The sequence below is a fragment of the Streptomyces sp. NTD91 genome, assembly GCF_059510455.1.
This window is the reverse complement of the sequence record NZ_JCAJZW010000009.1, coordinates 126,407-146,648: the sequence shown is the minus strand read 5'-3', so window position 1 is coordinate 146,648 and position 20,242 is coordinate 126,407. Positions and strand designations below refer to the sequence as shown.

Below are 20,242 nucleotides of genomic sequence, written 5' to 3'. Positions count from 1 at the left end.
TGGTGGGGCTCCTGAGCATCGCTGTGGTGGACCATCCATACTAAGCGACCGCTCAGAAGGCTCGGCCGGGACCGCCGCGACACGGTCACGCCAGTCAACCATGTGAATGAGATTCACCAGCTGGACCGCGGGGACGGAGAGCCGCTCGTTACCCGTGACAATGGTGCGGACCACCTTCACGTACGTGAGAAAGCGAAACCCCGTCATGGACCTCGGCGTGCGCTGGAAACTGCACGGTGACGGGCGCACGCCCGCGCCCGGCGCGGTGGTACGCCCCGACGAACGGCTCTCCTGGCCCCGCACGGTGGGCCTGGGCGCCCAGCACGTGGTCGCGATGTTCGGCGCGTCCTTCGTCGCGCCCGTGCTGATGGGCCTGGACCCGAATCTGGCCATCATGATGTCGGGCGTGGCGACCGTGATCTTCCTGCTCGCCACTCGTGGCCGGGTGCCGAGCTACCTGGGCTGCTCCCTGTCGTTCGTGGGTGTGGCCGCAGTCATCCGCGCCCAGGGCGGCACGAGCGCCACGGTGACCGGCGCGGTGTTCGTCGTCGGCGTGGTGCTGTTCCTGGTGGGGCTGGCGGTGCAGCGCTTCGGGGCCCGGATCATCCACGCGGCCATGCCGCCGATCGTCACCGGCGCGGTCGTCATGCTGATCGGCTTCAACCTCGCCCCGGTCACCGCCTCCACCTACTGGCCGCAGGACCAGTGGACCGCCCTGCTGGTCATGCTGTTCACGGGGCTGGCGGTCGTCTGTCTGCGCGGCTTCTGGTCCCGTGTCGCGATCTTCCTCGGGCTGGTCTTCGGGTACGGCGTCTCCTGGGCCTTCGACCGGATCTTCGGCAAGATCCACTCCATGGGACCGGGCGGCAAGGTCACCGACCACTGGCGGCTCGACCTCTCCGGCGTCTCCAGGGCCGACTGGATCGGACTGCCGAATTGCCACGGTCCGTCCTTCCAGTGGTCGGCGATCCTGGTCGCCCTGCCGGTCGTGATCGCCCTGGTCGCCGAGAACGCGGGCCACGTCAAGGCGGTCGGCGAGATGACCGGCGACCCGCTGGACGACAAGCTGGGTACGGCGATCTCGGCCGACGGCATCGGATCCATGCTGTCCACGGCGGTGGGCGGCCCGCCGAACACCACCTACTCCGAGAACATCGGAGTGATGGCCGCGACCCGCGTCTACTCCACCGCCGCCTACTGGGCCGCTGCCGGCTTCGCCCTGCTCTTCGGCCTCTGCCCCAAGTTCGGCGCGGTCGTGGCCGCGATCCCGGGCGGTGTCCTCGGCGGCATCACCGTGATCCTCTACGGCATGATCGGCCTGCTCGGCGCCCAGATCTGGCTGCACGCCAAGGTGGACCTGCGCAACCCGCTGAACCTGGTGCCGGCCGCCGCGGGCATCATCATCGGCGTCGGCAACGTGAGCATGAAGTTCACCAGCGGCTTCTCGCTCAGCGGCATCGCCCTCGGCACCCTGGTCGTCATCACCGGCTACCACGCGCTGCGCGCCTTCGCCCCGGCCCATCTGAAGACGCAGGAGCCGCTGCTGGACGAGGGCACGTCCGCCTACGACACGGAGACCACCGACCCGAAGACGCCGCGCGCCACGTCGTAGGCGCACCGCGACCCGAACGCGCCGACCGCACCACGACGGTACCGCGCCGTCCCCCTCGCCTTGGCGCCGCGGCGGCCGGTTCCCCCGTTCCGGCGAAGCCCCGGGCCGGTCGGGCGGCCCTGCCGTCGCGGGACTGGGACCCTTCCCCCATGGCGCAGTCGGAACACCTCACCACTCCCGTCGACACGGTCGTCTCCCGGATGCGCGCCCTCGACGCGACGCTGCCCGAACGGGACGGTGTCGCCGTGTTCAACCGCGTCTACCTCACCGTCACCGAGGAGATCGACCGGCGGCTGGGCACCGGTGCGTTCCCGGACCCGCGGGCCGCGGTCGCGCTGGACGTGCGGTTCGCCGAGCGCTATCTGTCGGCGGTCGACGCGTCCGCCGGCGACGGCCGTCCGCCCGCCTGCTGGCGCCCGCTGTTCCAGCTCCGTCGCCACCCCGGGGTACGTCCACTGCAGTTCGCGCTCGCGGGCATCAACGCGCACATCGGGCACGACCTGTCGCTCGCGGTGGTGGACGCCTGTCGTGCTCTCGGCTGCGAACCGACCGATCTGGAGGACGAGTTCGACCGGGTGGGCGACCTCCTCGTCGCGCTGGAGGAGCGCGTCCGCGAGGATCTGATGCCAGGTCCCGACCTCTTGCAGCTCGCCGACCCACTCACCCATCTGCTGGGCTCGTGGAGCCTGGAGCGGGCCCGCGACGCCGCCTGGGCCGCGGCCCGGGCCCTGTGGACGCTGCGTCACTGCGGCGACGTGGCCGACGAGTTCACCGAACGGCTGGACGCCGTCGTGGGGTTCGCCGGGCGGATGCTGCTGACACCGCTCGCCGACTGAACCGGCCCGATCCCGCCCCGGGCGAGGCGTCGGCGGAACACCGAGGCGAGCGCCGTACGTTGTCCGGTCGGCACCCGATCACGTCGGGAGCGGCGACATGGCGACCCGGCTCGGCCTCGCGGCTCGTCGACCACGCCGACGGCTGGCTGCCGGCAGGGGTGAGCGCCGGGCAGGTCGCGGTCCAGTGGCGCCGGCTGCGGGAGCCGGCGGAGGAGCGGGGCCGTACCCGGCCGATCCGGACGGTGCTCCGGGTGAACGCCGATCACCGGGCGAAGCCGTACGAGGGCACGGGCCGCGGGCCGTTCCAGGGTGACGTCGACGGGATCGTGGCCGATCTCGTGGAGTTCGACCGGATCGGCCTGGACGAGATCCTCGTCGACCTGCAGGGATCCGCGCGGGACGCGCTCGAGCTGACCGATGTCGCCGCCGAGGTGTGGGAAAAGGCGCGGGCGGCCGGAGTCCGAGGCCGGCCGCCCGCCCCTTGGTCCTTGCTCGTTCTTCCGTCAGTCCTCGGGCAGCTCCACGGGGGCGATCTCGTCGTAGACGTCACCCGGGCCGGGGTTGGCCGCGTCGGTCCGGCCGCCGAAGTGGTGCATGACGCCCCAGACCGCGTTCAGAGCGGTCTGGACGGCGCCCTCGGCCCAGCCGGCGGTCCAGGAGATGTCGTCGCCGGCGAGGAAGACGCCCCGCTTGTCCTCGGGGAGCCGGTCCTGCATGAAGTGCGTGAACAGGCGCCGCTGGTACCGGTAGTGGCCCGGCAGATTGGCCTTGAACGCTCCCATGAAGTAGGGCTCGTTCTCCCAGGAGACGGTCACCGGGTTGCCGATGATGTGCTTCCTGATGTCGACGTTCGGGTAGATCTCGCCGAGCGACTTCAGCATGACCTCCATCCGCTCGTTCGCGGACAGCGGCAGCCACTTCAGACTGTCGTCGCACCAGGTGTAGGAGAGGCAGATGACGGCGGGCTGGTCCGGCCCGTTGTCGAGCAGGTAGGTCCCGCGGGTCATGCGGTCGGTGAGCGTCATCGACATGACGTCGCGGCCGGTCGGATTTCCGCTGTCGTCGACGGCCTTGTCCAGCCAGAACGGCCGGTCGACGGGGACGAACAGCTTGCTGGACTCCATGTAGTGGGTGCGCTCGATCGCGGTCCAGTGGTCGATCGGGAAGAGCGAGTCGTCGCACGCGATCTTGGACAGCAGCATCCAGGACTGGGCGGTGAAGATCGCCGCCTTGTAGGTGCGGATGTCGCCGTTCGCGTCCGTCACCGTGATCTGGTTGCCGGCGGTGCGGTGCAGCCGGGTCACGGCCGGGCGGGGTTCACCGTCCACGTGCAGGGACTTCAGCGAGGTGCCGTACGGCCAGTGGACGATCTTCTCCGGCTCGCGCTCCCACAGGCGCAGCGGCAGCTGCTGGGACCCGCCGACGATGCCGCGGTGGTGGTCGTCGGCCTCGGTGTAGACGACGCGGAGGATCTCCAGGATGGAGTTCGGGAAGTCGGTGTCCCAGCCGCCGGTGCCGAAGCCGACCTGGCCGAAGATCTCGCGGTGCCGGAAGGACTTGAAGGCCTCGGAGTCGCAGAGGAAGCCGTAGAAGGTCTGGTTGTCGAGCTTCTCGACCAGCTTCGACCAGATCTCGCGGATCCGCTTGACGTCCCGCTCGCGCATGGCGCGGTTCATGTCGGAGAAGTCGGCACCCTCCTCGAGGCACCTGTTCCAGGCCTCGGCGACGTCCCGGTACACCTGGGGCAGGTCGTCGATGGTCTCCGCGTAGTGCGACTCGCCCTTGAGGTCGACCACGGTCGAGGGGGTGGCCTCGGCGAGCGGGTTCGGGAACGGCTTTGTCTCCAGGCCCACCATGTCGATGTAGTGCTGGAGAGCGGTGGAGGACGGCGGGAAGCGCATCGCGCCCATCTCGGCGGTCAGCGACTCGTCGCAGCCCTCGAAGCCGACGGTGCGCAGCCGGCCGCCGATCTGGTCGGCCTCGTAGACGACGGGCTTGAGCCCCATCTTCATCAGTTCGTACGCGGCCACGATGCCGGACAGGCCGCCACCGATGATCGCGACCTCGGTGCCGTGCTCGGTCGCGGGTATCTGGCCCAGGCCCGCCGGGTGGGCGAGGAAGTCGTCATAGGCGTACGGGAAGTCCGGGCCGAACATGGTGATCGGCGGCTGCTGCTCGTCGGTGTGCTCGACGGCGTTGGGCACCGTGGACGTCATGGGGTACGGACTCCTTGCACGAGGTGAAACTGGGGGAAGCGTGTGCCGGCGGCTCAGCCGAGGGACCGGTAGAGGCCGGGGCGGCGGTCCTTCAGGTACGGGTTGGCCTCGCGGGAGGCGGCCAGGAGGGCCGGGTCGGCGTCGGCGACGATCAGTTGCTCGGTGCGGCCGGCCCGGGCGCGGGCGATCCCGTCGGGGCCGGCGAGCACGGAGAGTCCGACGAACTCGAACTCCTCCTCCTGTCCGACCCGGTTGACGTACGCGACGTACATCTGGTTCTCCCAGGCGCGCACCGGCACCAGGGACTCGGCCACGAACTGGAAGGGGTGCATCTGCGCGGTCGGGACGAGGAGGAGGTCGGTGCCGGCCAGGGCGTGGGCGCGGACGTTCTCCGGGAACTCGACGTCGTAGCAGATCATCAGGCCCACGGTGATGCCGTTCAGCTCGGCCTGGACGACCGGCTGCTCACCCGGCGTGAAGTGGTCGCGCTCGAAGCAGCCGAAGAGGTGGGTCTTGCGGTAGTTCGCGAGCCGGGTGCCGTCGGCGGAGATCAGCTGGGCGGAGTTGAAGACGGTCCCGCCGTCGCGCTCCGGGTAGCCGTAGGCGATCGCGATGCCGTGCCGGGTGGCGGTCTCGGCGATCGCGTCGGCACAGGCGCCGTCGGCGGGCTCGGCGAGGCGCGCGACGGCGTCGCCGATCGCGTATCCGGTCAGGAACATCTCCGGTGAGGCGAGCAGCGCGGCGCCCGCGGCGGCGGCACGGCCCGCGGCCGCGTCGAGGACCTTGAGGTTCTCGGCGACGGAGCCGGGGCGGCCGGAGCTCTGGAGCAGGGCGGTGCGCATGCGGGGTCCTCACCGGAAAGAGGCTTGTTCGAGGGCGGGCCGCGATGTTTTTTCGGGGCCACGAAAAAGGTACGGTCGGCGCGCTCGGCCGGACAAGAAGGAGCCGTTGCGCGCCCGTGCGCACTTCGTTGCGTGCGGCGGGTCACGGACGGCGATTCGTTGCGCACGCCGGTGGGCGCAGCCCGGTGCTGGTGCGCCGCCGACCGGGCCCGCCTACAGCTCCTTCAGGCGCTCCATGATCTCCCGCAGCAGCCCGGGATCGGTCGCCTGGCCGCCGACCGGGTGGCGGCGGGGTTCGTCGATGCGGATGAGGCCCGCCTCGGCCAGGTCTCCGAGCAGGACCCGGAGGACGGTCAGGGGCAGGTCGGCGTCCGCGGCCAGTTCCGCGACGGGCCGCGGGCCGCGCCGGATCAGCTCGAGCAGTGCCGCCCCGGCGTGGTCGACGGCCGGTGGCGGCGGGTCGGTGTCGAGCGCGGTGACCCGGGACATCAGGTCGACGCCGTGCCCGGCCGAGGGCCGGGTACGGCCCCTGGTCACCGTGTAGGGGCGCACCATCGGCCCGGTCTCGTCCTCGTACCAGTGCTCGTCGCTCACCGCGGGATCATCTGGGGGTGCGGGCGGCCGCGTCCAGGTGGCGGCCGAGGCGGCGGACGAGCAGCGCCATCTCGTGGGCGAGCTGGCCGACGTCGGTGCCGGCCTCGCTGAGGACGGCGAGCCGGCTGCCGTGCCCGGCCGGGGTGATGAAGAGGTAGGCGTCGTCGAGCATCACCATGCTCTGCCGCACCTCGCCCGCGCCGAACCGCTCCCCCGCCGAGCGGGCCAGGCCGTGGAAGCCGGAGCAGACGGCGGCCAGGTGCTCGATGTCCCGTCGGCGCATCCCGTCCGAGCTGCTGAGCGGCAGCCCGTCGGCGGTCAGCAGCACGGCCTGGCGCACGTGGTCCGTGCGCGCCACGAGGTCGTCCAGCAGCCAGCCGAGGTCCGTGCCGGGCGCTGAGGCCGCCGGCTCCCGCGGCTCCGGGGTACGGTCGTCACCGTTCATGATCGGTGTCGGTCCCTTCGTGGGCGTGGCTGGTCGGGGGTTCGGGGTCGGCCTCGGCATCGGCGGGCGCGTTGTGGGCGTGGTCCGGTGGGGGCAGTCCCTTGCGGCCGCGGTCCAAGCCGCGCTGGAAGGCTCCGAAGACGGCCCGCATCTCGTCGGCGTCGAGCCGCGCCTCGGTCCCGCTCTGCCGTGCCGGCGGCTCGTCCCGCAGCTCCCGTGCGAGAGAGGCCTGCCGGACCCGGGTGGGAAGGGCCGACACCGGCGACTCGGACACGGCCTCGCGGCCGGGCGCGGTCGAGGGCGCCGGCCGCTCCCCGGGGGACGGCGTGGAACCGGCCCCCGAGGCGCCGGCGGTCCGAGCCGCCGGGTCGGCCGACGGCCTCTCGCGCGCAGCCTCCGTCTCAGGGGTGCCCGGCGCCGGCACGGACGCGAGCCGTTGCCGTGTGGGCAGGGCGCCGGCGCGAGCGCCGTGCGGCTCACCCGGGGTGGACACGGCCGCCCGCTTCCTCGTCGGCAACTCCCGTACCGCCGCCCCGGATTGGCGCGGCTCGACCGCCGCCAGCACCGCCTCCGGCAGCAGCACCACCGCCGTCGTACCGCCGTAGGGCGAATCGCGCAGGCTCACCTCGATGCCGTGGCGGGCGGCGAGGCGGCCGACGACGTACAGGCCGAGGCGGTCGTGGCGGGTGGGGTCGAAGGCGTCCGGGTCGGTGAGGGTGGTGTGGGCCCGGTCGCGGGCCTCGGTGTCCAGGCCGAGGCCGCGGTCGTCGATCTCCAGCACGAAGCCGCCCCCGACCCGGCCGGTGCGCAGGGTGACCTGGGTGTGCGGGGGTGAGAACACCGCGGCGTTCTCGAGGAGTTCGGCGACCAGGTGAACGACGTCGGCGACCGCGTCCGCCGTCACGCCGATCTCCGGCATCGGCGGCACCACCACGCGCGCGTAGTCCTCGATCTCGCCGACGGCCGAGGCGACGACGTCCGCGACCGGCACGGGCCGGCGCCAGCGGCGCCCGGGTGCCGCGCCGGAGAGGATGATCAGGCTCTCCGCGTGCCTGCGCATACGCGTGGTCAGGTGGTCGATGCGGAACAGCTCGCGCAGGACGTCGGGGTCGTCGGTGCGCCGCTCCAGGGTGTCGACGAGCTTCAGCTGGCGGTGAACCAGAGCCTGGTTGCGGCGGGCGATGTTGAGCAGCACCGCGAACAGGCCCCGGCGCAGGGTCGCCTGCTTCACGGCGGCCTCGACAGCGGCGAGCCGCGCGGTGTTGAAGGACCGGCCGACCTGCCCGATCTCGTCGTCGCGCACCTCGTCGGCGGCCAGTGGCGGCGCCTCCGCCACCGCATCCACCTCCTCGCCGGCACTCAGTCTTCGCATGACGTCCGGAAGCTGACGCTGCGTCAGGACGTCGGCCGCGTCCCGCAGCGTCTCCAGGCGCCGCGAGATGCGCCGCGCGCCGCGGACGGCGAACCACAGCGAGAGCCCCGCCGCGGCGAGGCCGGCCACCCCGACCACGGCCGCCTTGGTCAGCTCCCGGTAGGCGAAGGCCCGGCCGCGCGCGGCGGAGTTCTCGGCGGATCGCGTGCACAGCTCCATGTACCGCTTCACGGCCCGGTCGGTGGTGGACCGCCAGGTCTGCGCGGCGACGGCCTTCCCGGCGTCCGCGGCCCCGGCCCGCAGCAGCGCGTCCTCACCGCGCACCAGTGAGCCGTACAGCTCCCCGCGCTGGAAGTCCTCGAACAGCGCGCGCGAGTCGCCGGGCAGGTCCGGCACGTACGTCCGCTGGAAGACCCGCCGGTCCTCGATGGTCGCGGTCAACGTCCCGTACTGCCCGTCGGTCAGTGTGCCCGCCGCCCGCGCGCCGGCGACCAGGGCGTCCTCCCGGGAGACGAACTCGCGTACCCGCACCAGTTCGATGACGACCTGTGCCTCGCGGGCGAGCTGCCCGGCCTGGAGGGCGGTGAGCGTCGACTCCACGTCGAAGCCGGGCTCGACGAGCGCGCTGTACTCGTCCACCGCCCGGTCCCAGGTGATGTGCCGGGACAGCACCCGCGCGCGCAGCCCGTCCAGCCTCCCGGTGGCCGTGTCCATGGCGTCCAGCGCCTGCCGCTGCCGCGCCGTGAGCCGGCCGCGGTCGCCGCCCCGGATCGCCCGCCGCATGGCGTCCACGGCCCGGTCCGTGCGGCGTTGCTGTTCGAGCAGCCGGCCGGCCGCCGCCGTGTCGAGGCGGCCGCCGAGGTAGGCAGCGGACATCCGGCGCTCGATCTGGATCTGCCCGACCGCGGTGTCCACGGGGGTGCCGAAGTCCTCGTACACCCCCTGGAGCCGGACCAGGGCGCGGGTTTCACCGGTGACGGACCACATGGCGAAGCTCCACAGCGCCATCAGCGCGACGGCCGGCGCGAGCGCGAGCGCCACGATCCGCGCGCGGACGGTGGTGGGACGGCCAAGGGGCCAGCGCATGGAGACCTACCGGTGTTACCAGTCAGTAGAAAGTGCGGCACAACCTACGGCACGGTCACCGCGTACCGCAATGGTGACCGTCGGTAACCTCGGGTGGGACCCGGCTCGGCGGCAGTGCGAAGGTGGTGACGACGGCCGCGTGGTCGGAGGGCCAGTCGTTGTCCGCGACGTGCGGCCACGGCCGGGGATTGCCGGTGACGAGGGTGTGCGCGTCCCGGACGGTCAGGCCCCGGTGCAGCACGTAGTCGATCCGGTCCTGCGGTTCGGGTCGGCCGCTGCCGTCCTCGTGCACCGGGTGGACCGGCGACCAGGTGTGGCCGGGCTCGGCGGCGGGGTCGGGGTGGGCCTCGCGGAAGGAGTCGGCGAAGCCGGCGTCCTCGGCGGCCTTCGTCACCGGCCAGGCCACGTCCGGCCGGTCCAGGTGGGAGGGGCAGTTGAAGTCGCCCACGAGGACGACCGGCACGCCGTCGCGCGAGGCTTTCGCCATACGGTCCAGCGCGTCGCGCATCTGGGTCAGCCGCAGTTCCTCGTGGGCGATCAGCTCGGCGGCCGGCAGCCCGTCGAAGACGGACTCGTAGGGGCCGTACGGCGTGTAGTGCAGATGGGCGGTCCACACGTCGACCTCGCGGCCGGGCGTCACGGCGATCCGGACACCCGCGGCGCCGTAGAAGCCGACGTCCGGGTCACCGAAGCGGGCGGTGATGGGGTGGCGGCTGAGGACGCCGAGGTTCTCGCCGGCCCGGTGGTGGTGCCAGCCGAGCGCCTCGGCCAGCTCCTGGGCGGCGGTTCCGCCGGTCTCCTGGAGCCCGACGACGTCGGCGCCGCTCTCCACGATGACCTTGAGCTGTTTGGCCCGGTGGTCGTCGACCTCGCTGCCGCCGAGCCACAGGTTCCAGGTCATCACCCGCAGTTCGGGCGCGACCATGTGCCGCAGTTCCCGGACCGTGACGCCGGTGAGGCTGTCCCGTACGGTCCGGCCGGGCGCCGGGCCGATCGGCGCGAGGGACGGCACGGCGAGGACGGCGCAGCCGGCGGCCTCGGCCGAGGCGACGCCGGTCCCGGTGTCCTCGACGGCCACGCAGGCGGCCGGGTCGACGCCGAGGGCGCGGCAGGCGGCCCGGTAGGGGTCGGGGGCGGGCTTGGTACGGGCGGTGTCGTCGGCGGTGACGGAGACCGCGAACCGGTGCGCGCCGAGGGCGTCCAGGACGATGTCGGCGACCGCGCGCGGGGACGCGGTGACCAGGGCGACCGGGATGCCGTGGGCGGCCAGCGCGTCCAGCAGGTCCACGGCGCCCGGGCGGGGCACGGTCCCGGTGCGGACGCGCTCGGCGAACTCCCGGTGCAGTCCGGCCGCGAGCTCGGCGGCCGGCCTGCCGGTGGCCGTCGCGAGCCAGGCGGCGGTGTGCTCGACCGGGCGGCCGAGCACGTCCGGCTGGTCGGCCTCGGTCAGCGGGCGTCCGGCGACCTGCTCGACGGCCTCCCACCACAGTCGCTCGGTGTCGACGAGCGTGCCGTCCATGTCGAACAGGACGGCCTGCAGCGGGCGTCGGGGGGCGTGGGGGGTCACGTCGGGGTCATTCCTCACTTCTGGGTACGTTCGGCCACGAGCACCGGCCGCTCCGGCAGCGACAGGCAGGCGGCGCTTCCGGTGCCGAGGGCGGCGGCCTCGTGGGCGGGCAGGTCGGCCTTGGCCTCGGTGCCGTCGGCGAGCCGCACGGTGACGCGGACGACCGCGCCGAGGAAGGCGGTGGCGACGATCCGGGCAGTGCCCTGCTCGTCGGCGGCCACCCGGACGGCCTCCGGCCGCACCAGCACGTCCACCGGGCCGTCCGGCACCTCGCCGTCGGCCGGCAGCCGCTGCCCCAGCACTTCGACCGTGCCGTCCTTCAGCTCGCCCGGGATCCGGCTCATGGTGCCGACGAACTCGGCGACGAAGGCGGTCGCGGGACGGCCGTACAACTCTGCCGGCCCGGCGCACTGTTCGAGGCGCCCGGCGCGCATCACGGCGACCCGGTCGGCGACGGACAGCGCCTCCTCCTGATCGTGCGTCACGAACAGCGTCGTGATGCCCAGCTCCTGCTGGAGCCGGCGGATCTCCTCGCGCAGGGTGAGCCGCACCTTGGCGTCCAACGCGGACAGCGGCTCGTCGAGCAGCAGCACCCGCGGGCGCAGGGCGAGTGCGCGGGCCAGGGCGATGCGCTGCTGCTGGCCGCCGGAGAGCTGGTGCGGGTAGCGCTCGCCCTTGTCGGCCAGGCCGACCAGGGCCAGCAACTCGGCTGCGCGGGCGCGCCGTTCGGCCGCTCGGACGCCACGCATGCGCAGACCGAAGGCGACGTTGTCCACGGCGTTCAGGTGCGGGAAGAGGCTGTACGACTGAAAGACCATGCCCGCGTCCCGGCGGTGGGCCGGGACTTGGGTGATGTCCTCGCCGTCCACCAGGACGGCTCCGGAGTCGGGGTGTTCGAACCCGGCGAGCATGCGCAGGGCGGTGGTCTTGCCGCAGCCGGAGGGGCCGAGCAGGGCCAGCAACTCCCCCGGACGGACGGTCAGGTCGAGCCCGTCTAGGGCGACGGCGCTCCCGAACTCCCGCCGCAGTGAGCGGAATTCGACGGCGGCGGCCTGGATGCGGGTGTCGGGCAGGGTGGCGGTCATGGAGGTCATCCCCGGGAAGGAGCGGTTCGGGTGCGTCCGCCGCCGGCACCGGCGAGCGCGAGGAGCAGGGCCCAGGTGACGAGCAGGCTGAGCACGGACACGGCGACGGACAACTGGGCCTGGGAACTGCCGATGCTGTAGATCCACACGGCGAAGGGCGTGAAGCCGAGCAGCTGGGCGACGGTGAACTCGCCGAGCACCAGCGCCAGCGTGAGGAAGGACGCGTTCAGCAGCGCCCCGCGCAGGTTCGGCAGCACGGCCCGCAGCAGTGCCTGCGGCCAGCTCGCACCGCAGCTGCGGGCGGCTTCGACGAGCGTGCGCACGTCGATGGAACGCAGCCCGGCGTCCAGGGCCCGGTAGACGAACGGCAGCGCCATCACCACGTAGGCGAGGACCAGCACGAACGGGAAGCTCGGGTTCTGGACGGCCTGGAAGGTCATGAAGAGCGGGGTGCGGGAGAGGTAGTCCGGTCCCCACTTGAGGACGGTGACGATCCCTGCGACATACGCGATGGGCGGCACGACCAGCGGCAGCGAGCAGATCACTTCGACGACCGGCCGCAGCCGCGGAGCGCCGAGGCGCAGTGCGACCAGGGCGGGCACCATGAGCAGCAGGACGAGCGCGATCGTCGCGGCGGCCAGCTCCAGCGAGAGCCGCAGACTGGAGAGGAAGCCGTCGGCGGAGACGATCTGGGTGTAGGCATCGACGGTGACGCCCTGTCCGGGCACGTCGACGGTGAAGATCACGGACGCGGCGAGGGGGACCAGGAAGTACAGTCCGGCGAGGCCGAGGACGGCCCACCGCCAAGGGGTCAGGCGAGCCATCGCGCACTCCGTCGTTGCAGGGGCAGGTACACGGCCATGACCAGGCCCGCGACCAGAACCATGTCGAGGCTGAGGGCGAGCGCCACGTGCTCCTGGCCGATCAGGACGTTGCCGGACAGGGCGTCGGCGATCTGCAGGGTGACCAGCGGGACCGCGGCACCCACCATGGCCCGCGCGGTGGCGTACGCGGCGAAGGCGCTGCCGAAGAGGAGGACGAACCCGCCGAGCAGGGTGGGCGCGAGCACGGGCAGGGCCACGTGCCGCCAGTACTGCACGGTGGTGGCACCGTTGTTCTGCGCGGCCTCACGCCACTGGCCGCGCAGGCCCTCCAGGGCCGGGGTGACGGTGAGGACCATCAGCGGGATCAGGAAGTACAGGTAGACGACGACCAGACCCCAGAAGCTGTAGAGGTCCCAGCCCGTGTCGGCGAGGCCCAGGTGCGTGGTCAGCACACCGGCGTTGCCGAGCGTCGCCACGAAGGCGAAGGCCAGCGGTACACCGCCGAAGTTGGCGAGGACCCCCGAGGCGGTGAGCACGGCCTCGCGCAGCATCCGGGAGCGGGACGTCACCACGGCCTGGGCGAGCGGCAGTCCGAGGGCGGTGGCGACGGCAGCCGACAGGGCGGACAGTTTGACGCTGCCGAGCAGGGCGGTGAGGTAGGCGCCCTGCACCGATCCGGTCATGTTCGCGGTGGTGTACGACGTGGCGCCCGAGGTCGGGTCCGTGACGGTGAAGGCACCGTTCAGCATCGCCAGGGCGGGCAGCCCGAAGGCGAGCGCGGTGAAGACGAGCAGGGGGGCGACGGCCAGCCAGCCGGGAACGCGGCGCCGCCGCTTCGAGGAAGCGGCGGTCACCACGTCGGCCCGCGTGAGGGCGGCGGTCATCCGGAGACGGCCTTCGCCCAGCCCTGCGTGACGACCGTCTTCGCCTTGTTCTGCTGGGCGTCGGTCGGGAAGGAGGGGGTGCCCGTCACCTTCGGCAGTTTGGCGGCCGCGGCGGCGTCGAGCGTGCCGTCCTTCTGCATGGCGTCCATCCGCGCCGGACGGGCGTAGCCCTTGAGCCACAGGTTCTGGCCCTCGGTGCTGTACAGGTACTCCTCCCACAGGCGGGCGGCGGCCGGGTGCGGCGCGCCCTTGTTGACGGCCTGCGAGTAGTACTGGGAGAACTTGCCGTCGGCGGGGACCGTGACCTGCCAGTCCACGCCCTTTGACTTGAACTCGTCGGCGTACCCGGCGTTCAGGTAGTCCCAGTCGATGGTGATCGGCGTCTCGCCCTTCTCGATGGTGGCCGGGTGGGCCTCGACGGGCGTGTAGTTGCCGTTCTTCTTCAGCTTGCCGAAGAAGTCGATGCCGGGCTGGATGTCGTCGAAGGAGCCGCCGCTCGCGAGGGAGGCCGCGTACACGGCGGCGAAGGCGGCACCGGCCTGGGTCGGGTTGCCGTTGAGCGCGACCTGCCCCTTGTACTCGGGCTTGAGGAGGTCCTTGAAGCTGGTGGGGCAGTGCTTGACGCGCTTGGCGTCGCAGCCGATGGAGATGTAGCCGCCGTAGTCGTTGTACCAGCGGGCCTGCGGGTCCTTCTGGGTGCTGGGGATGTCGGCGAAGCCGGCCACCTTGTACGGGGCGAACAGGCCCTGCTGGGCGCCGGTGAGCGCGAAGGAGCTGCCGACGTCGACCACGTCCGGGGCGCGGTCCTGACCCTTGCGCGACGTGATCGCGTTGAGCTCGTCCTGGCTCGTCCCGCTGGGGTTCTCGACCTGGACCTTGATGCCGTACTTCTTCTGGAAGCCGTCGATGAGGGCACCGTAGTTCGCCCAGTCCCGGGGCAGCGCGATGGCGTGCAGCGTGCCCTCCTTCTTGGCCGCCTCGACGAGGGCGTCCATGCCGCCGAAGTCGGCGGCGGAGGTGGCCGTGGCGGCGTTCTTGCCGTCGGCGGTGGTCGTCGAGTTGGTCGGAGCGGCACCGCAGGCGCTCAGGGCGAGCGCGGCGACGACGGCGAGGGGGCCGCCGAGCAGGGCGGTTCTCGGCAGGGACACGGTCACGGCTTCTCCAGGGGACGTACGAGGGTGTACGGAGAACTTGTCTGAACAAGTTGACCTCAGTCAGCCTGCACATGGTGTCGGGATCGTAAACACTGGCGAAACCCTGAGCCCCGATTCTTTGCACAATCGGGAGCTGCGCCGATCACTCTGGACCTCGACTAGGCTGGTCACGCTGTGCACAGCGGCCTGAGCAGAGGGGAAGCATGACGGCGCGACATGAGGAGATCGCCGACGAGCTGCGGCGAGCGATCGACCGCGAGGAGTACACGGTCGGCAGCCGGCTGCCCTCGGAGTCGGAGCTGGCCGCGCACTACGGCGTCTCGCGCGGCACGGTCCGCCAGGCCGTGGCGGCCCTGACCGCCGAGGGGCTCATCGGCTCCCGTCAGGGCGCCCGGCGCGTGGTCCTCGCCAGCCGCCGCAGCCAGAGCTTCGAGGAGCTGCGCAGCTTCGCCCAGTGGGCCCGCGCGATGGGTCGCGAGGCCACGGGCCGGGTGGTGACCCAGGAGTACCGCCCGGCCACCCACGAGGACGCCGTACGCCTCCAACTGCCCACTGGTACGCAGGTGTTGCGCGTCCTGCGGGTGCGCGGCCTGGACGGCGAACCGGTGCTGCTGGAACGCACGGTCTACGCCGACTGGATCTCCCCGGCGGTCGCGTCCATCGAGCCCGACTGCCCCTCGGTCACCCAACGCCTCTACGACGACACGGGGTTGGTCTTCGCCTACGGCGAGCACATCATCGACGCGGTTGCGGCGGGCGCCCAGGACGCCGAGTTGCTGGGGGTCCGCCGTACCAGCCCGCTGCTGCGGGTACGCCGGGTGACGACCACCCGGGAGGGGCGCCCTGTGGAGTGGTCGGACGACCGCTACCGCTCGGACGCGGTGAGCTTCAGCGTGCACAACTCGATCGGCAACAACGCGCTCGCGCGCAAGACCGCGGAGTAGCTCGCGGCGCCCTGCGGTTCGCCGGGTGCGGGTGGTGTGTGGCAGGGCGCGCGGGTCCCGCGCCCCTCAGGGAGCTCCATCCGGGCGTGCCCGAGGGGCGGGTGCGCAGCCGGATCCGGCTCAGCCCGGGGCGCCGGAGGAGAACCTCCTGAGCAACGGCGACAACACGAGGACCGACTTGGTCCGCTCCACGAACGGCTCCCCGGCGATCCGCTCCAGCACACGCTCGAAGTGCCGCATGTCGGAGGCGAAGACCTGGGCGATCGCGTCCGCGTCCCCGGTGACGGTGGACGCGGCCACGACCTCCTGGTACCGCTCGAGGCCCCGCTGAATGGTGTCGGGCGAGGTGTTGCGCCGGCAGTAGATCTCGATGTACCCCTCGGTCTCCCAGCCGAGCGCCGCCGGGTCCACCCGGACGGTGAACCCGGTGATCGCTCCGGTGGCGCGCAGCCGGTCCACACGCCGCTTCACGGCGGGTGCGGACAGGCCGACCATCTGCCCGATGTCCGCGTAGGACCGGCGGGCGTCCTCGGCGAGGGCGTGCACGATGCGTTCGTCGAGATCGTTCAGCACAGGGGGTGTTTCACTTCTTCGTCAGGTCACTTCGCTGCCGTCACCGCGACGTCGTCACGTCGCGAGACGGGAACGGCGATAGCCGTATACGAAGTAGAACACGAGCCCGACGGCCATCCAGACACCGAACACGATCCAGGTGACGGTCGACAGGCTGCCCATCATCCAGACACAGAAGGCGAAGCCCAGCGCGGGCAGCACCGGCGACGCGTTCCACGGGCTTGCGCCGCATGAGGTGCGCGGCGACGCCCGGGGACGCGGGGGCGGTCGCTGTGCGGTCGTGCGGGGGTGCGCCTTGATCGAGCACGCGCTGGCTCCTTCTCGCTGCCGTCTCTCACGTGGTGCGGTCCGGCGCCCTTGCCGGCCCTCGGGGAGGGCACCGATGGAGCCCGCCGGGGCAGGAACCCATCGAGCGGGGTCCCCGCCACGCCACGTTCAGCGCAGCACCTTACGGGGGGCCTGCACGGACGTAATGCAGCAACCTTGCACTTCCCCGCATGATCATTGGGTTGCTCGGCCCGGAATGACACATCGTCGCGCGCCCGTTGCCGACCGTTGCAGGGCAACGGCCCCCGTCCTCCCCTCGGGCGGGAGAACAGGGGCCGCGCCCAGGCGGGTCGGGTCAGTTCCAGCTGGCGTGCAGCGGCTTGCCCTCGGCGTAGCCGGCCGCGCTCTGGATGCCGACGACCGCCTTCTCGGCGAACTCCTCAAGGGTGGCGGCACCGGCGTAGGTGCAGGAGGAGCGGACGCCCGCGATGATCGAGTCGATCAGGTCCTCGACGCCCGGGCGGGCCGGGTCGAGGAACATGCGGGAGGTGGAGATGCCCTCCTCGAACAGCGCCTTGCGGGCACGGTCGTACGCCGACTCCTCCGAGGTGCGGTTGGCCACGGCACGCGCGGAGGCCATGCCGAACGACTCCTTGTAGGCACGGCCGCCCGCGTCGTGCTGGAGGTCGCCCGGGGACTCGTAGGTGCCGGCGAACCAGGAGCCGACCATCACGTTGGAGGCGCCGGCCGCGAGAGCCATCGCCACGTCGCGCGGGTGCCGGACGCCGCCGTCGGCCCACACGTGCTTGCCGTACTTCCGAGCCTCTGCGGCGCACTCCAGCACCGCGGAGAACTGCGGCCGGCCCACGCCGGTCATCATGCGGGTGGTGCACATGGCGCCGGGGCCCACGCCGACCTTGACGATGTCGGCGCCGGCCTCGATCAGGTCCCGCACGCCCTCGGCGGAGACGATGTTCCCCGCGACGACCGGCACCTGCGGGTCGAGCGCGCGTACCAGCTTGACGGCGCCGATCATCGACTCCTGGTGGCCGTGCGCGGTGTCGATGACGAGCGTGTCCACCCCTGCGTCGAGCAGTTGCTTGGCCTTGCCCGCCACATCGCCGTTGATGCCGACGGCGGCGGCGATCCGCAGCTTGCCGGCGGCGTCGACGGCCGGGGTGTACAGGGTGGCGCGCAGCGCGCCCTTGCGGGTGAGGATTCCCGCCAGCCTGCCGTCCTTGTCGACGGCCGGGGCGTAGCGGCGGTTGTGGTGGTCCAGGATGTTGAAGGCCTCGCGCGGGTCGATGTCCGCGTCGAGGAGCAGCAGCTCCTCCTTGGACATGACCACTTCGAGCTGGGTGAAGCGGTCGACGCCGGTGAGGTCCTCGTCGGTGACGACACCGACGGGCCGCCGCTCCTCGTCCACGACCACACCGGCGTTGTGCGCGCGCTTGGGCAGCAGCGCCAGGGCGTCGGCGACGGTCTGGTGCGGGGCCAGCACGATCGGGGTGTCCAGCACCAGGTGGCGGCTCTTCACCCAGGAGACGACGTCGGTGACCACGTCGATCGGGATGTCCTGCGGGATGACCACCAGACCGCCGCGGCGGGCGATCGTCTCGGCCATGCGGCGGCCGGCGATGGCGGTCATGTTGGCCACGACGAGCGGGATGGTGGTGCCCGTGCCGTCCGGCGAGCTGAGGTCCACGCCCTGACGGGAGCCCACCGCGGAGCGGCTCGGCACCATGAACACGTCGTCGTACGTCAGGTCGTACGCGGGCTGGATGTCATTGAGGAAACGCACGTGCTGCACATCCCAGTCGATCAGAGGTGACCCCCCGACGGGTGCGCCGAGGGGAAAGAGCACGTACTTCATTGTCCCATGTCGGGGCGGTTGTCACGCCCCGACGGAACATCCAGGGTGGCCGCCGATCACCTAGGAGGATCCTCCAAGGGCCAGGACGACGGCGAGGGCGGGCGTCCGGTCCACGGCGTCGGCGAACACCTCCTGGGCCGTCCGCCACTCGCCCGGGCTCGCCTCGGCGTACGGCCGCCAGCCGCGGACGACGATCAGCAGCCCCTGTTCCACCGCCCCCTGCGGCCAGACCGTGTGGTCGCAGAGGGAGTCGGCCAGCGCGTCCCAGTTGCGGCCGAACCAGTCGGGCAGCGCGAGGGCCCGGGCGGCGCGGTCCATCAGACCGGCCTTGTCGGTGACCCCGCCGAGGTCCAGGTCGACCACGAGCCGCCCGGTCAGGTCCGTCGGGTCTCTGCTCATCTCAGCACCGCCCGGAACGAGTTGTAATGATCATCGGTGTAGTAGATCTCCCCGCCCCGGCCGGTGACGATGCGCCGGGCGCCGCGGTCGTGGGAGCCGGGCGTCGGGACGGTGTACTCGTGGTAGTAGCCGCGCGGATGCTTCGGCAGATGTCCTTCGAAGTTCCCGAAGACGACCCCGTCCCTGGCGTACGGGAAGGGCCCGCCCTTGTCGATGAGCGCGAGCGTCCTGCGGGCCTCGGCCGGCAGCTGGGACTCCTCGACGGTCCCCGTCCCCCGCGACCGGTGCGGCGCGGACACACCCGCTTCGGACGCGCCCGTCCCCGCCCCCGCCCCGGACGAGCAGCCCGCGAGCCCCACGACGAACAGGCCGGCCAGCAGCACCACGAGCAGCCGCGACAGGGTCGACGGCAGTCCGGGCGGGGATGCGCGGGTGCGGAGCGGCGTCGGGCACGGTCCCGCGGTGTGGTGCGGTACGAGGGACCGTCCGGGCGTGTGGGGGGCGAACCGCGGCAACATGCCGACGATGCTGCCACGGCCGCCCCGAGCCCACGGCGCCACGACCCGCGAAGCCGCGGTCACCCGCCCTGGCGCCCCCCGGCGGTGGCCGTCGGCTCAGTGGCCGTCGGGGTCCGCCCGGCTGAGGGCCGGCTTCGGTGTGGGGCCCGCCGTCATCAGGTAGTCCGCCGCGGACGTGTCCGTGACCAGGCTGGTGACCAGCCCGGAGCGGAGCACCGCGTCGATCGCGGCCGCCTTGCGCTGTCCGCCAGCGATCGCCACGACCTCCGGGATACGGCGCAGCTGGTCGGCCTTGACCGTGATGCACCGCTCCCCCAGGTCCCGCCCGATCCGGCGCCCCTCGGCGTCGAAGAGGTGCGCGGCCATCTCGGCGGCGACACCGAGCGAGGCGTAGTGCGCCCGCTCCTCGTCGCTGAGCATGTCGTGCACGGTCGAGATGCCCGGCTCCCAGGAGCCGATGGAGACACAGGCGACCGTGACCTTGTCGAAGTACTCGAAGGCCCGCGCGATCCCTGTCTGGTTGCGCAGCGCCGCCGCGGTGGCCGCGTCCGGCAGCAGCATCGGCGCGTAGATGGGGTGGGCGTCGCCGCCCGAGACCTGCGCCGCGCGCCGTACGGCCTCCACCGAGCCGCGCTCCGAGGTCCCGGCGTCGTACACACCGGTCAGCTGCACCACCGTGCACGGCGGCAGCCGGTCCAGCGCCGCCGCCATGTGGATCGTGGACCGGCCCCAGGCCAGCCCGAGGACGTCCCCCTCGTTGACGAGCTCGCCGAGCAGGTCGGCGCCGACCTCACCGAGGTTCTCGGGGTCGGGGGTCTCCTCGGCGTCGGCCGGGGACTCGACGACGACGGCGTGCCTCAGGCCGTAGCGGGCACGCAGCGCGTCGGAGCGCTCTGCGTCCAGCTCGGCCGGGACGCGGATCTCGATGCGTACGAGATCCCGTTCGAGGGCCGTCTCCAGGACCCGGGCCACCTTGAAGCGGCTGACGCCGAACTCCTCCGCGATCTGGATCTTGGACTTGCCCTCGAGGTAGAAGCGGCGGGCCATGGCCGCCGCCTGCACCAGCTCAGCGGGTCCCATCCGCATGGCTGACCGGCCCGCCGACATACCCGACACGGCGATCTCCTCACTGCTGTTCACACTCTGGATTC

18 protein-coding genes and 1 pseudogene are annotated in these 20,242 nt (G+C 72.2%); 3 read left to right on the top strand and 16 right to left on the bottom strand.

The window, feature by feature from the left end; all coding sequences use genetic code 11:
* The first annotated feature begins 205 nt into the window (after positions 1 to 205).
* Positions 206 to 1,612, top strand: a complete 1,407-nt coding sequence (locus tag AC5WRT_RS13390; RefSeq protein WP_496100246.1) for a uracil-xanthine permease family protein — start codon at positions 206 to 208, stop codon at positions 1,610 to 1,612.
* 149 nt (positions 1,613 to 1,761) lie between these two features.
* Positions 1,762 to 2,448: a DUF5995 family protein gene (locus AC5WRT_RS13385; protein ID WP_496093318.1), complete on the top strand. Its 687-nt coding sequence runs from the start codon at positions 1,762 to 1,764 to the stop codon at positions 2,446 to 2,448.
* Between the two features lie 503 nt (positions 2,449 to 2,951).
* Here the strand turns inward: AC5WRT_RS13385 and AC5WRT_RS13380 are convergent.
* The 10 genes from AC5WRT_RS13380 to AC5WRT_RS13335 form a co-directional block, all read right to left on the bottom strand.
* Positions 2,952 to 4,664 (bottom strand): flavin monoamine oxidase family protein, encoded by a 1,713-nt coding sequence (locus tag AC5WRT_RS13380; protein ID WP_496093319.1) that lies wholly within the window; start codon positions 4,662 to 4,664, stop codon positions 2,952 to 2,954.
* Between the two features lie 53 nt (positions 4,665 to 4,717).
* Complete coding sequence (locus tag AC5WRT_RS13375) at positions 4,718 to 5,506, bottom strand: carbon-nitrogen hydrolase family protein (RefSeq protein ID WP_496093320.1); 789 nt, start codon at positions 5,504 to 5,506, stop codon at positions 4,718 to 4,720.
* A 213-nt stretch (positions 5,507 to 5,719) separates the two neighbouring features.
* Complete coding sequence (locus AC5WRT_RS13370; protein WP_496100237.1) at positions 5,720 to 6,100, bottom strand: DUF742 domain-containing protein; 381 nt, start codon at positions 6,098 to 6,100, stop codon at positions 5,720 to 5,722.
* Positions 6,101 to 6,107: 7 nt separating this feature from the next.
* Positions 6,108 to 6,545 (bottom strand): roadblock/LC7 domain-containing protein, encoded by a 438-nt coding sequence (locus AC5WRT_RS13365; protein WP_496093322.1) that lies wholly within the window; start codon positions 6,543 to 6,545, stop codon positions 6,108 to 6,110.
* Positions 6,535 to 9,003: a sensor histidine kinase gene (locus AC5WRT_RS13360; RefSeq protein WP_496093323.1), complete on the bottom strand. Its 2,469-nt coding sequence runs from the start codon at positions 9,001 to 9,003 to the stop codon at positions 6,535 to 6,537. Before AC5WRT_RS13360 ends, AC5WRT_RS13365 begins: the two co-directional genes overlap by 11 nt.
* Before the next feature lie 55 nt (positions 9,004 to 9,058).
* Complete coding sequence (locus tag AC5WRT_RS13355; protein ID WP_496093324.1) at positions 9,059 to 10,570, bottom strand: HAD-IA family hydrolase; 1,512 nt, start codon at positions 10,568 to 10,570, stop codon at positions 9,059 to 9,061.
* 14 nt (positions 10,571 to 10,584) lie between these two features.
* The gene (locus AC5WRT_RS13350; RefSeq protein WP_496093325.1) at positions 10,585 to 11,655 is read right to left on the bottom strand and encodes an ABC transporter ATP-binding protein; all 1,071 of its coding nucleotides are present in this window, start codon (positions 11,653 to 11,655) and stop codon (positions 10,585 to 10,587) included.
* A 5-nt stretch (positions 11,656 to 11,660) separates the two neighbouring features.
* Complete coding sequence (locus tag AC5WRT_RS13345) at positions 11,661 to 12,479, bottom strand: ABC transporter permease (RefSeq protein ID WP_496093326.1); 819 nt, start codon at positions 12,477 to 12,479, stop codon at positions 11,661 to 11,663.
* Positions 12,467 to 13,363 carry an ABC transporter permease gene (locus AC5WRT_RS13340; protein ID WP_496093327.1) on the bottom strand — a complete coding sequence of 299 codons (897 nt, stop codon included), beginning with the start codon at positions 13,361 to 13,363 and terminating at the stop codon, positions 12,467 to 12,469. Before AC5WRT_RS13340 ends, AC5WRT_RS13345 begins: the two co-directional genes overlap by 13 nt.
* Positions 13,360 to 14,517, bottom strand: a complete 1,158-nt coding sequence (locus tag AC5WRT_RS13335; protein ID WP_496093328.1) for an ABC transporter substrate-binding protein — start codon at positions 14,515 to 14,517, stop codon at positions 13,360 to 13,362. Before AC5WRT_RS13335 ends, AC5WRT_RS13340 begins: the two co-directional genes overlap by 4 nt.
* 203 nt (positions 14,518 to 14,720) lie before the next feature.
* Here AC5WRT_RS13335 and AC5WRT_RS13330 point away from each other — a divergent pair, with 203 nt between their 5' ends.
* The gene (locus AC5WRT_RS13330; protein WP_496093329.1) at positions 14,721 to 15,461 is read left to right on the top strand and encodes a GntR family transcriptional regulator; all 741 of its coding nucleotides are present in this window, start codon (positions 14,721 to 14,723) and stop codon (positions 15,459 to 15,461) included.
* Between the two features lie 120 nt (positions 15,462 to 15,581).
* Here AC5WRT_RS13330 and AC5WRT_RS13325 read toward each other — a convergent pair whose 3' ends face one another.
* The 6 genes and pseudogenes from AC5WRT_RS13325 to AC5WRT_RS13300 form a co-directional block, all read right to left on the bottom strand.
* Positions 15,582 to 16,034 carry an Lrp/AsnC family transcriptional regulator gene (locus AC5WRT_RS13325; RefSeq protein WP_031174468.1) on the bottom strand — a complete coding sequence of 151 codons (453 nt, stop codon included), beginning with the start codon at positions 16,032 to 16,034 and terminating at the stop codon, positions 15,582 to 15,584.
* 54 nt (positions 16,035 to 16,088) lie between these two features.
* Positions 16,089 to 16,241, bottom strand: a pseudogene (locus AC5WRT_RS13320) (amino acid permease C-terminal domain-containing protein); the annotation flags it as partial.
* Between the two features lie 415 nt (positions 16,242 to 16,656).
* Complete coding sequence (locus AC5WRT_RS13315) at positions 16,657 to 18,102, bottom strand: GuaB1 family IMP dehydrogenase-related protein (RefSeq protein ID WP_496093440.1); 1,446 nt, start codon at positions 18,100 to 18,102, stop codon at positions 16,657 to 16,659.
* 132 nt (positions 18,103 to 18,234) lie between these two features.
* The gene (locus tag AC5WRT_RS13310) at positions 18,235 to 18,573 is read right to left on the bottom strand and encodes a barstar family protein (protein WP_496093330.1); all 339 of its coding nucleotides are present in this window, start codon (positions 18,571 to 18,573) and stop codon (positions 18,235 to 18,237) included.
* A complete protein-coding gene (locus AC5WRT_RS13305) occupies positions 18,570 to 18,986 on the bottom strand; it encodes a guanyl-specific ribonuclease (RefSeq protein WP_496093441.1) in 417 nt (138 codons plus the stop codon). The genes AC5WRT_RS13310 and AC5WRT_RS13305 overlap by 4 nt, the downstream gene beginning before the upstream one ends.
* Positions 18,987 to 19,187: 201 nt before the next feature.
* On the bottom strand, positions 19,188 to 20,231 hold the full coding sequence (locus AC5WRT_RS13300) for a sugar-binding transcriptional regulator (RefSeq protein WP_496093331.1): 1,044 nt from the start codon (positions 20,229 to 20,231) through the stop codon (positions 19,188 to 19,190).
* Positions 20,232 to 20,242: the final 11 nt, after the last annotated feature.